This window comes from Sulfurovum lithotrophicum, assembly GCF_000987835.1.
Classification (GTDB): Bacteria; Campylobacterota; Campylobacteria; order Campylobacterales; family Sulfurovaceae; genus Sulfurovum; species Sulfurovum lithotrophicum.
The window spans coordinates 853,779-866,412 of sequence record NZ_CP011308.1; the positions used below are offsets into that span (position 1 = coordinate 853,779).

Annotated in this window: 11 protein-coding genes; 9 read left to right on the plus strand and 2 right to left on the minus strand. The window is 44.4% G+C overall.

Features of this window, described 5'->3' with window-relative positions; all coding sequences use genetic code 11:
* Positions 1-369: 369 nt before the first annotated feature.
* From YH65_RS04145 to YH65_RS04165, 5 genes are all read left to right on the plus strand, one after another.
* On the plus strand, positions 370-1,422 hold the full coding sequence (locus tag YH65_RS04145) for an SH3 domain-containing protein (RefSeq protein ID WP_046550758.1): 1,053 nt from the start codon (positions 370-372) through the stop codon (positions 1,420-1,422).
* Positions 1,423-1,450: 28 nt separating this feature from the next.
* Positions 1,451-2,485, plus strand: a complete 1,035-nt coding sequence (locus tag YH65_RS04150) for an AIM24 family protein (RefSeq protein ID WP_046550759.1) — start codon at positions 1,451-1,453, stop codon at positions 2,483-2,485.
* A gap of 12 nt (positions 2,486-2,497) precedes the next feature.
* Entirely contained in the window at positions 2,498-3,772 is a 1,275-nt protein-coding gene (locus tag YH65_RS04155; protein WP_046550760.1) for a TMEM43 family protein, read from the plus strand.
* 106 nt (positions 3,773-3,878) lie between these two features.
* The gene (locus tag YH65_RS04160) at positions 3,879-4,928 is read left to right on the plus strand and encodes a hypothetical protein (RefSeq protein ID WP_046550761.1); all 1,050 of its coding nucleotides are present in this window, start codon (positions 3,879-3,881) and stop codon (positions 4,926-4,928) included.
* Positions 4,925-5,797, plus strand: coding sequence for a radical SAM/SPASM domain-containing protein (locus tag YH65_RS04165; protein ID WP_046550762.1), 873 nt, complete (start codon positions 4,925-4,927; stop codon positions 5,795-5,797). The genes YH65_RS04160 and YH65_RS04165 overlap by 4 nt, the downstream gene beginning before the upstream one ends.
* 78 nt (positions 5,798-5,875) lie before the next feature.
* On the opposite strand, the gene YH65_RS04170 is transcribed toward YH65_RS04165, so the two are convergent.
* Positions 5,876-6,427, minus strand: coding sequence for a lipid-binding SYLF domain-containing protein (locus tag YH65_RS04170; RefSeq protein ID WP_046550763.1), 552 nt, complete (start codon positions 6,425-6,427; stop codon positions 5,876-5,878).
* An 83-nt stretch (positions 6,428-6,510) separates the two neighbouring features.
* Here YH65_RS04170 and YH65_RS04175 point away from each other — a divergent pair, with 83 nt between their 5' ends.
* From YH65_RS04175 to YH65_RS11720, 4 genes are all read left to right on the plus strand, one after another.
* Positions 6,511-6,798 (plus strand): hypothetical protein, encoded by a 288-nt coding sequence (locus YH65_RS04175; protein ID WP_046550764.1) that lies wholly within the window; start codon positions 6,511-6,513, stop codon positions 6,796-6,798.
* Positions 6,795-7,718, plus strand: coding sequence for a histone deacetylase family protein (locus tag YH65_RS04180; protein ID WP_046550765.1), 924 nt, complete (start codon positions 6,795-6,797; stop codon positions 7,716-7,718). Before YH65_RS04175 ends, YH65_RS04180 begins: the two co-directional genes overlap by 4 nt.
* 64 nt (positions 7,719-7,782) lie before the next feature.
* The gene (locus tag YH65_RS11715; protein WP_046550766.1) at positions 7,783-9,501 is read left to right on the plus strand and encodes an efflux RND transporter permease subunit; all 1,719 of its coding nucleotides are present in this window, start codon (positions 7,783-7,785) and stop codon (positions 9,499-9,501) included.
* On the plus strand, positions 9,498-11,309 hold the full coding sequence (locus YH65_RS11720) for an efflux RND transporter permease subunit (protein WP_046550767.1): 1,812 nt from the start codon (positions 9,498-9,500) through the stop codon (positions 11,307-11,309). Before YH65_RS11715 ends, YH65_RS11720 begins: the two co-directional genes overlap by 4 nt.
* A gap of 329 nt (positions 11,310-11,638) precedes the next feature.
* Here YH65_RS11720 and YH65_RS04195 read toward each other — a convergent pair whose 3' ends face one another.
* Entirely contained in the window at positions 11,639-12,484 is an 846-nt protein-coding gene (locus tag YH65_RS04195) for an efflux RND transporter periplasmic adaptor subunit (RefSeq protein ID WP_046550768.1), read from the minus strand.
* Between the last annotated feature and the right edge of the window lie 150 nt (positions 12,485-12,634).

A 12,634-nucleotide genomic window follows, 5' to 3' on the forward strand; every position in this document is an offset into this window, starting at 1 on the left:
GGCACATTTTTTACACAAAAATTGATTATAATATTTAAATATCCCCTATATAAATAATAATGGGGGGGGGTATATCCTTGTCGCCAAAATGACTCTACTGTCTCTCTTTGTGGAAAGGGAGGAAGGGGAAGAGGCTATATAAAAAGCTGCGATAACTGCTATGGGTGGAGACCCTGAATATCACAGTATATGGAACAGCATAGAGAAGTCAAAGGTACTGAAATGGATTGTAGATTTTGAAAAGTTATATTTTGTATAGGAAAAGCTTTCTTGTTTTAAGCATTAGATAAGTGTATACTGCAGGAATAAAAACAACCCAAAAAGTGAGGAGAATATGAAAAAAGAGAATTTTGTAAGAAAGTTGCAGGGATGATAAAGTTTTTAATTCTCTATTTCCTTTTTTCTTCTGTTTCAGGATGGACAGGGGAGGTACCCCTCTTTGCCTATGTCGTAAATCTATCTCCCCACGATACTTTGAATGTAAGGAGTTCTCCTGACTATCATGCAAAAAAAACAGGTGCTTTGCCTCTTGATGCCAGAGTAGGTGTAGATAGCTGCAAAAAAGTGGGACATTCGACATGGTGTAAGGTATTTCATCTTGCTCAGTATGACTATGACGCGTTTGGATACGGTGCCAAGCCTGGGTGGGTCAATGCCCGTTATCTAACGTTTTCCGATAGAGGTTATGTACTTGTTGAGGGAGAAGGAAACTGTGACTATGTACTTGGATGCAGTCACGGTAAATGTGATATAGTCTCCCATATTGCAACAAGAAGTGACAAAGTAGTCGGTATTGAAACCCAAAAGATAGCCAGAAGCAGACTCAAAGGAGCAAGTCATTTTGGTGCCGCATCCAAAGAGATGGACGGCTATTGTGTGACAGGTCGGTATATCGAAGATTATCTGAAAGAGAAAGCGTTGAAAACACTGCGCAGCAAATATGATGACTCCGCTTACCAAAAGGCGGTATATTTTATAAGAGATTTTGATGTGATGTGGCCGGAAAAGATTAGCAAATATATGCACAGCAACATTGGCTTACAGGTATCGTATCGGACCTGTTTTGGTAAGGAGAGCCGGCTTTTTACCGACCATGAGATATATACGATGGAGAAGAACCGAAGCCGAGTGCTTTTTTGGAGGCATACGGAAGGCAGGGGAGATAAGATATATAAAAGTCTGTATGATGTGATGAAAAGTATGCAGCTGCCTGTATCTGAGATCAACCAGGTAAAACCGCTGACTTCTTTGCGTGGATTTCCCTGTCCAAAACATAGACAATGCAAAGGATATGCCTTTTTGCATATTAATGAGGACTCAGATACCAAAGAATATGACTGGCAGGGATTGGTGGTGATACTTGAGAAGTATCAGGGAAAATGGTATATTGTTGGTTTATTGAAAGACAGGTGGACGATATAGTCTAAACAGAAAACACAAGGAGATAAAAATGGCAGCACAATGGTACATAGAATATGATGACGGGCGAAAATACGGACCTGTAACGATAGAAGAGGCAAGAAAATATGTGCAGGATGATGCCGGAGGGTATGCATGGACAGAGGGTTTCAGTGGATGGAAGCCGATAAGTGAAGTGGTGGAGCTGACTGCAAACGATACGATGGTAGCCACCTCCTTTTCCCCTCCTTCCCGGGCAAGGGGAAGCAGACTTAACAGTGCCGATGAGATCGACTATACGATCTACGGGGAGGACATCCAGTATGTAGAGATAGAGCTTGATCCGGGAGAGAGTGTTGTCTCAGAAGCAGGGGCCATGATGTATAAAAACAGCCATATTGTGATGGATACAGTGTTTGGGGACGGTTCAGGCTCCAAAGAAGATACGGGAGGTTTGTTTGACAAGCTGGTAGGCGCGGGAAAACGTCTGGTCACAGGTGAAAGTCTTTTTACCACGGTCTTTACCCACAGAGGAAACGGAAAGGCTACAGTGGCTTTCGGTGCACCCTATCCGGGACGTATTATTCCGGTCGATCTTGATGAGATGGGCGGGACGCTCATCTGTCAGAAAGACTGTTTCCTCTGTGCGGCGAAAGGCGTTTCCATCGGTATCTATTTTCAGAAAAAAGTATTGACGGGACTCTTTGGCGGCGAAGGGTTCATTATGCAGAAACTTGAAGGGGACGGACTTGCATTCATTCATGCCGGTGGTATGCTCAAAGAGATAGAACTCAAAGATGGAGAGGAGTTGCATCTCGATACGGGTTGTCTGGTCGCTATGCAACCCCATATCCATTTTGATCTTGAGCAGGCAGGAGGCATAAAGACCGGTTTGTTCGGAGGTGAGGGATTCTTCTTTGCCAAACTCAGAGGGCCGGGCAAAATATGGATACAGTCGCTTCCATTCTCGAGACTGGCTGGCCGTATGCTTTCTGCCGCACCTCAGGCTGGAGGAAAAGATACGGGTGAAGGCTCTGTTCTGGGCGCGATAGGTGACCTGGCAATGGGTGACAGGTTCAATTTTTAGGAGGAATAAGATATGGATAGATTTACAGAAACAAGTTATACCGGTTTTGGACAGAATATAGGCAATTCGCTCAAGGGTTTTTTCATTGGGTTCTTTCTTATTGTCGGAGCGATCATACTGCTTGCATGGAATGAAAACAGGAGTGTAGAACAGGCAACGGCACTCAAAGAGATGGAGCAGAAGATCATAACGCTCCCGGATACAAGTTATCAGAAAGTAAATGATGGCAAGGCTGTGCTGCTTCAGGGGGAAGTAAAGCCTTTGCACGAGGTTGTAGACCCTGAATATGGAGTGAAAACAGATGGGCTTGTGTTGCAAAGAAAGGTGCAGATGTACCAGTGGAAAGAGCATACACAGAGCAAAAGTGAGGATAAGCTCGGCGGTGGGACCGAAACGGTCACAACCTATTCCTACACGAAAGAGTGGTCTGAACATGCAAATAATTCTGTGAGCTTCAAGCATCCCGAAGGACATGAAAATCCGCCTATGACACACCGTGGAGCAACATACAGTACCGACGCACAGCTTGGAGACTTTTATCTTGGTAAAGAGATTATCAATCACATAGGTGCTACAGAAGGCTTTCCCGGTTTGTCACAAATGCCGGACACTGTAGCAGATGCCAAAAACTATAAAGCGTATCTCTATATTGGCGAGAATCCTGCAAAACCGCAGATCGGTGACACAAAGATCACCTACACTTATGCACCTGCAGGTATTTATACATTTGCAGGGGAACAGGCAGGAAAAACATTGACATACTATACAACAGAGAATGGGAAAGACTTTCTCTTTGCACGCTATGGAAAAGTTTCTGCCAAACGTATTTTCAAAGAGGAGCTCGATGCCAATGCATTGTGGACATGGATCTTGCGGGGTATCGGACTTCTGCTGATGTTTATCGGCTTTAGTATGATGATGGGTATTTTGGCTACTTTGGCAAATGTCATACCAATGCTGGGTACACTGGTGGGAGGTGCAACTGCTCTTGTAGCAGGAGCATTGACCTTGGTACTGGGTTCTTTGGTCATTGCCATAGCATGGTTTTCCTCACGGCCGATGATGTCATTGATGATCCTTGCTGTGGGACTTGTTATTGCATTTGTACTTGGCAAGACCGGGAAGAAAAATACGGTTCACAGAGCATCTGGGGCACCGGAACCTGCAACTGCACATGAGAGAAAAACAGAAAGTACCCCACCTTCAAGAGAATCTGAAAAGAATAAAGAAGAACAGGAGAACCTCCGACAGGAGGGCAGCAGTACTCCTCCGCCAAGGAGAGGATGAAGATTCTCTCTTTTTTTGCCATCCCCTTTTGTGTTAGCCTGAAAAGCAAATTTTATGCTACAATAATCGCAGAAAAAGGCAATTCCACCGCTAAGCAAGGAGAAAGATGTATAAGTTTTTAAAGCTCAAAACAGGTATGCTGCTTGTATGTATAGGTACGCTCTCTTTGGCAGCCATGGAGCAAATGACAAAAGAATTCCAGCTAAGATCAGGTAACATTGTTTACAGTATTCATGGTGGTGGTGCTTTGGCCCCTGACCTTAACCTCACGATCGTGGGGGAAGGGCGGCTGCGTTTCAAAGAGTGGGGGAAAGTCGTTTTGACGGAAGAGGAGATAGAGGAGAGTACATCGGGTGCTTTCAGGAGTAGTGAAAAATTTTCCAAATGCATCAAACGTGACAAGGCACAGCAGTATGATGTCGACTATGATCAGGAGATCATTCTGGAACGTCCTCTTCCCAAAGGAAAAGAAATTAAAAACATTACTCAGGGTATGCTGCCGCACGGTGAAAGGGTGATTGCAGGGAAAAAGTGTAATATGTGGGCCAAAGAGGGGGTGCATATTTGTCTCTACAAAGGCATACCGCTTTTAGTCGAAAAGGAACTGTTCGGGATTCATTTTGAAAAGAAAGCGCTTTTTGTAAAAGAGAATATCGATGTCGATACAGAGCAGTGTTCCATTCCAGACTTCCCGGTACGAAAGATGGCATTGTTCAAGACAAGTATCAAACAGAAAAAAGGCCCAGAAGAAGTTTCACAATTGTTGAACGATATACTTGAAAAAAGAGTATTTATCAAAAGCAGCAGGCTTAAAAAAATGAAAGAGAGCTATCTAAATCGTTTGGGAGAACATATATTCCAAAGGCAAAAAAAGTTGCTGCCTAAAATGCTGGAAAGCATGAAAGAGACACGGGAGTGTCTTCAGGGGGCAGATGATGAACTCGAGGCCAACGACTGCATTGATGAGATCAGTGATTTTAAGGCCAAAATGGTGAAGACACAAGAGGGTGAAAACCGTATAGATACCTGGGATGAAAAAGAGAAGAACAGGATACTCGATGAATTTGATGACAACATTGATATACTCGAAGCGAGAATGCCGTGTATACGCATGGCCAAAAATATTACGGACCTCGCAGGGTGCATGCGTAAGTGAAGTTCTACCGTGCCTATGTGGAGATCACCAATGTCTGTGGTCTGAGCTGTTCTTTCTGCCCTGCCAAAGAGCTTCCTTCTATGCAAATGGATATGGACTTCTTTGAATCTATCGTGCTTCAGCTCAAGCCCTACACGAAAGAGATAGCCTGTCATGTGGTAGGTGACCCCCTGACACTCTCAAACCTCTCAGCATATCTCGATATTATCCATAGACATGGTATGAAAGCTATATTGACGAGCAGTGGATATTTTCTGAAAAAACATAGTTATGAAACACTTTTTCACCCTGCTGTCAAACAGATAAATATCTCTCTCAACAGTTACAACAAGAACGATACGGCACTGACCTTCGAGCAATATATCACTCCCGTACTAGACCTGTGTCAAGCCAAACTTGAAAGAGGAGAAGAACTTTTCATCAATCTGCGGGTATGGAATCTTGATGAGGTGATGAGCGAACGAATATTTAATGAAATTCTTTTTGAAACCCTCTCAAAGGCATTTGATGTTTCACTTGATCTTGAAACGATCTACAGTGAAAAACCGAAATCCATCCGTCTGGCAAATAAGGTCCTTGTACATTTTGACAACTATTTTGAGTGGCCATCTTTAGAAAACCAAAATTACGGCCATGGCACATGTCAGGGATTACAGTCACATATTGCCATTCTTGCCAGCGGCAAAGTGGTACCGTGCTGTCTGGACTGTGATGGCATCATAGAACTTGGAGATCTGCATGAAGAGAGCCTGGAGACCATACTTTCAAATGAACGTACGGTCAACATGATAGAAGGTTTTAAAGAGGGCAAAGCAGTTGAAGAGCTTTGCCGGAAATGCAGTTACAAAGAACGATTTAATACTCTTTAACGCAACCAGTTGCGTGAGCCGACTGCTGAAGTCATTTTATGCAAAAGCTTTGCAGGAAATGCAGTTACAAGAAGAGGTTTAACGATTAAGTTTTGTGAACTTAGTCCCTTCAAGATTGAGATTGTACATCAAGCCTTTTTCTCCAAAGACAAAAGCATAGATGGGGTTTTGATAGCTTATCGTACTGATGTCTGTACCCACACCCCACTTGGCTACAGTGATCGCACCATCCACACCGGCTTCCCATCCATTGCTTCTTATGAACTTGTCCAGAGCATCCTGGCTGACGAAGGCAATGATGTAGGAAGCTTTCTGTGCGCCCAGCTGGAATCCTACGGAGCCTGCTGCAATACTGTAGTAAGCGACACTCTTTCCGTTGACACGCAGTACGCCTTCACCATATTTGCCGCCTACGACAAAGCCCGCCTTGACGACAGAGGGGAAAACAAGATAGCCCTTCACTTTGGATAAAAAGTCTTTTCCTCCTTTGACCTCTTTGTAGAAGTGCTGTATGGCAGCATCGGCATTGGCATCTATGACCTCTTTGGGCTGGTTAATGAACTCAGCATGCAATGAAGCACTTAACAACAGTAGCAGCAGCAGTGCACTTCTTAAAAAATGTGTTCTCATGGGATGTCCTTATGATGATATTTATTAAATTATACCAAAATAGTGTAAACTAACTATAAATAAAATCTTTAGAGAGGATGCTTATGGAAAAGATGACGATGAAAGCCTATGCGGTAAAGCATAAATTGAGTCTCTTTAATGTTGTCAAGCTTGTCAAAAGCGGAAAAGTAAAAAGCGAGACCGTTACTGAAGAGGGGAAAGAGACAATCTACATCATAGTGGATGAAAATAATATGACTATTGCAAAAGAGAAGGAGTATGAAGCACAAAAAGATGAGGATAATGAGCTTGAAACCCGTGTTACACAACTTGAAGCAGAAGTGAGAGCACTCCGCAGGGAGATAGAGGCTTTAAAAAAGGCTCGACTGTGAATGTAGCCTATGTAACCGATGAGGTCTACCTGGAGCATGACACCGGTATCTCGCACCCTGAATCCCGCTATCGTCTTGAATCTATCGAAAGGACGGTGAATCCGCTTAAAGAGAGGCTCATTGAGGTCTCTCCTATAGCCGTTTCTCCGAATATACTAGCACTGGTACATACTCCTGAACATATTCAAAATGTGATAGAAGCAAGTGAACAAAGTATGGCGATAGACTCCGATACGATCTGCAGTGAACACTCTTACGAAGCGGCAATAAAAGCTGTAGGTGCGGGGATTGTTTCTGTAGACGGTATCAAAAAGGGGGAGTTCGATCGTGCCTTCTGTGCCGTACGTCCTCCGGGGCACCATGCCACACCCGTTCAGGCGATGGGTTTCTGCCTCTTTAACAACGTTGCCATCACTGCGCGTTATGCGCAGCAGCAGGGGTACAAAAAGGTGATGATCATTGATTTTGATGTGCATCACGGCAACGGAACGCAGGACACTTTTTATGATGATGACACTGTTTTCTATTTTTCCTCGCATCAGGCTTTTGCTTACCCGGGTACGGGTATGGAAAAAGAGAAGGGTGCTGGAAAAGGAGAGGGGTATACGGCAAATTTTCTCGTGATGCCCGATAGCGGTGATGAAGAACTGCTTGATATCTATGAAAATGATCTCCCTCCCTGTGTTACTGCATATCAGCCCGATATCATTCTGGTTTCCGCCGGGTATGATTTGCATGAGAGTGACCCTCTGGCACAGTTGAACGTGACGACTGAAGGTATACGACAGATCGTACGCCTCATTCTGAAAAGTGCCGATGTGCCGTACCTCTTTTTTCTGGAAGGTGGGTATGACGTGAAGGCCCTTGGAGAGAATGTCAAAGTGACGTTGGAGGAGATGTTAACTATAGATACAATCTGATCAAAATTATCCTATTTGATAAATTAAATTTATACTTATAAATTAATAAAGATATAATAGTTCTATGGAAGTTTACAAGATAAAGAATATTGCCGGGCATATGTCGAAAGCGTTTTTAAGCAATCCGCTTACCCCTATACTGGCTATAGCCATTTTACTGCTTGGATTTGTCTCTTTACAGACGATGCCCAGAGAAGAAGACCCGCAGATCGAGGTAAGCGGCGGCGCGGTCATGGTCGCTTTGCCGGGTGCTTCCCCCAAAGAGGTGCTTAATGTCGTGGTTAAACCTCTGGAGCGGCGTATTCGTGAAATCAAGGGAGTAGAGCACGTCTATGGCACTGCCATGAACAACTTCGGGATCGTGAATGTGCAGTATTTCATCGGGGAGGACCGTGAATCTTCCAATCTTAAACTCTATGACAAAGTCATGCAGAACATGGACCAGCTTCCCAAAGGGACTATGCCTCCGCTGGTAAAGCCATTCGATATCGATATCGATATTCCCATACTGACAGCAGCCTTTTATCAGCTTCCCAATGTTCAGCCCAATGTGGTTGAACTCTATCAGACTATCCGTGAACTGCAGCAGGAGATCAATGCACTTGACAATGTATCGAAGACCACACTCAAAGGAGTTAAACGCCCGCAATTCAATGTACTGATAGACCTGAGCAAACTTTCCGCCTATCATATATCACTTGGCCAGGTTGCGCAGGCGATCAAGTCTATCTCTACCAATGCACCGATGATCGATACCGTTAACAAGAAAGGAAAACTGGTCGTCTTTGGTGTGGAGAACGCTATCGATACCATCGATGACCTCAAAGAACTGATCATCGCCCAGTATATGGGATCACCGATCTATCTGAAGAATATTGCGGATGTTGAGTACAATTATGATATCCAGAATTTTCAGGAATCCCTTATCACCTATCAAAAAGGGATGGACAAGGACCCTGAAGCTGTCAGAGAACATGAGGGAAAAGAGGAGAGTAGCGAAGAAAAAGAACATGCCCCGGTCAGTTTCAGAGGTTTGACAGACCAGATCACGCTGACCGTATCGAAACTGAAGGGAACCAATGCCGTCTATATCGCGGAAGAGGCGATAGAGAAGATACAGGAATCCAAAGAGAAACTGAACAATGCCGGTGTAGGATTTATCATTACGCGGAACTATGGTGTTCGTGCGGATGAGGCGGTCAATGAGCTGGTACATCACCTGGAGATCACCATTTTTATCATTATGCTGATCCTTATTCCTTTCCTCGGATGGAGGGAGTCGATGGTCGTTACCATTGCTGTTCCGATGATCCTCGCTGCGACACTGTTCATTGCACAGATAACCGATCAGACCATCAACCGTATTACCCTCTTTGCATTCCTGCTTTCCCTTGGGCTTATTGTTGATGATGCCATCATAGTGATAGAAAATATCCACAGGCGCCTGCATCTGGACATAGAGAAGAAAAGTGTCGATGAAATCATCGTACAGGCGACCGACGAGATAGGTCCGTCGACCAACATCGCCACTATCGCCATTATCCTGACGATGGTGCCCATGGCATTCGTCGGAGGGATGATGGGGCAGTTCATGAAGCCCATACCGCTCAATGTCCCGGTAGGACTTGCCGTATCTCTTTTTGTGGCCTATGTCTTTGCCCCCTATATGGCGAGGAAATTCATCAACTTCAAGAAGATCAAAGCCGAGGTACATGCGCATCATCAAAAAGAGCATGGGGATGAACAGGAAGAAGCAACAGGCAAAGATGAGGAAGGCAAATGAAATTTGAGCATTTCCTCTACCGTATCCTCGACAGCAGACGTAACAAATGGATCCTCATAGGCCTGGTACTTCTTGCATTGATGGGATCTGTGATGATGATCCCTACCAAACTGGTATTGGCAAAAATGCTCCCGGGCAAAAGTGCCAATACGCTTACGGTCTATATAGATACGGCGACCAATGCATCCATCAAAGAGACGCGGCAAGTAGCCCAGTGTGTTGTCAGTGAACTGGAAAAAGAGCCTGAAATAACCGATATGGAAGTTTTTTTGGGCCAGGGGGCACCGCTTGACTATGCCGGACTGGTCAAAGGGAGTGCATTCAAGCGTTTTCAGAACCAGGCGGAAGTGGTGGTAAATCTGACGGACAAGCACAAACGTGACGAGCCTTCGTTCATGATGGTGCACCGTTTGCGCCCTAAGATACAAAAAGCCTGCGGATCGCTGGTGCCTTCGACAAATATCAGGTTCATCGAAATGCCTTCCGGACCTCCGACGCTGGCTACGGTTGTAGTGGAGCTTTACGCAAAGAGTGATGGACAGCTGCGCAAAATGGCCGGAAAAGTCTCACAGATACTTTCCCGGACCGAGGGACTGGTAGATGTAGATATTATGATGGATGATATTTACAAGACCTATATGCTTTCTCCCAATAAAGAAAAGATCATACGCAGTGCCCTGAGCGTAGACCAAGTCAACAAGATCATTTACCTTGCATTCAAGGGAATGCCGGTCGCTGAGAAAAATACCAAGAATCAGCAGGATCAGATACCGATCTTCCTGCGCCTGAACAAAGATTCCCGTATGATCGACGGTGAGAGCAAAAGGACGCTGAAGAACAAGCTTTCAAGTCTGCGGCTGATGAACCAGAAAGGAATGATGGTCCCTGTGACCGAAGTGGTGGATATTAAAGAAGTTGACTCCAGTCCTACGATCTTCAGGAAAGACTTGAAAAATATGGCGATCATCACAGCAGAATGCGATATGGTCTCACAGGTCTATCCTTTGCTTGATGCCCGCGACAAAATGCTTAAAGTCCTGAGGGATCAATACTATATAGAAAAAGTACCAGGTATCACCACTTATATGTTCGATCTCAAAGCAAAAGACAAACTGACAGGTGAAGAGATACTGATACGCTGGGATGGAGAGATGAAGGTTTCACTCGATACCTTCAGGGATCTGGGAGGTGCCTTTATTGCGGCATTGATACTGATGTTCCTGCTGATGGTCGTGTATTATAAATCGTTCGCACTCAGCGGGATCGTACTGGCGGGCAGTTTCCTCTCGATCATCGGAGTGATCGTCGGGCACTGGGTGACAGACAAGATCTCTCTGGCTATTACCGATACTCACTTCTTCCTGACCGCGACTTCTCTCATCGGTTTCATTTCGCTCATGGGAATCTCAGCACGTGGTTCACTGCTGCTTATTGACTTTTCCAAGTCTTTAATGCAGGAAGGTTATGCGAAGAAACGTGCCATTGCCATTGCTACAGCGACCAGAGCCAAACCGATCCTCATGACTGCCGTTGCGATCATACTGGGTTCCCTGCTGCTTTCAACTGACCCGATCTTCGGAGGACTGGGGATCGCGCTTATCTTTGGAAGTATTGCCGCGACACTTGTGGCACTCTTCTTCATTCCCGTACTGATGGACAATGCCAAAGCGATGGACCCTCATGCAGGCAACAAGTGCGGGGAGGGTGAAGAGTTCGATGAAGATGAACATCTCTGTGTACTGACGGACAATCTCAGAACGATCCTCTTCCCTGAAAAGCACAAGAAAGATTGTGACGAGGATAAATAGGGGCACCTCTAATAACCCTAAATACTCATAATGGGTTTTGCAAATGTGAGATTTTGCAAGAGGCTTTCAAGTCCTAGCCAAAGCTAAGACGAAGTAAGCATCTTGTGAAAGATTGCGTTTGCAAAGCCCACCCTCTGGGCATCACTAGCTTTCGCCTATGCGTCGTTACTCTTTTTTGACTTAGCTACGGCTAGGCCTTCAAAAGAGTGCCTAGCCTAGACAAAAGCTAGTGATGTTATGAGCATCTAGGGTTATTAGAGGTGCCCATATCTGTTCATCGTTCTGAACTCGTTTCAGAATGACGGGTAAAAAACTGGTGGATTTTCTTGTTAGTCTGAAGAAGCAAAATTCTGTTCATACACTGTGGGGTCATATTCTATCTCTATCTTGGCATACATACCGGGATAGATCTTTTCACTGTCTTTTTTGAATTTGATGCGAATGGTAAATGTATGTGTCATAGGGTTGGCACTCGGTACAATGGACTTTATGCGTCCTCTTCCATAGTATCGGATGGATGGGATAGTGAACTTGACGAAATCTCCTTTATTTATTTTGAGCAGGTCACTTTCAGAGACTTGGGCTTCTATTTCAGGATGATCGAGATCGACCAGGACCATGACGGGGAAACCGGGCATGACCATATCTCCCACATGCAGATTTTTTTGTACAATGATCCCGTTACTTGGGGCCTTGATCTCCAAGTAGTGTGAAATGATACTCACTTCTTTTGCTTTCTGTGAAGCGCTTTTGACGATCGCTTTCATAGCTTTGAGCATCGATGATGTATGTTCTGCAGTTATCGAAAGATTTTCGTTCATGTCTTCAAAATTGAATGTGCTGTTCTTGTTCCTTGAAAGCAGGGCTTTGTTTCGACGTATTTCATCGAGTTTGCTTCGGTAAACATCAGTCAGGATCTCTGCCTGTTCGAGTGCAAGGTTTGCCTGTTCCTTGAGAATGTCAAACTCAGCCGAATCCATTTTGAACAGATCATCTTCTCTTTTGACCCTGTCCCCGATGTTGACAAAAACCTCTTTGACATAACCCATATAGCGCGCACCAATGTATTTTTGATTATCGGAAACGACAGTACCGGTAATATTGATTGTATTGGCAAGAAGTCCTGTAGCAGGAAAGGAAAATAGAATAAGGGCAGTTATTAAAGTTTTTTTCATAATACACCTTTATTTATTAAATTGTTTTAATTAAATAAGTTATTTTTATATTCTACAGTAAACGACTTAAGATTGAAAGAGAGAATGGTAAAGTTTGGATTGATTTGGAGAAAATAGGAAAATATGAAATTGCTTTTGTACCAAAACTAA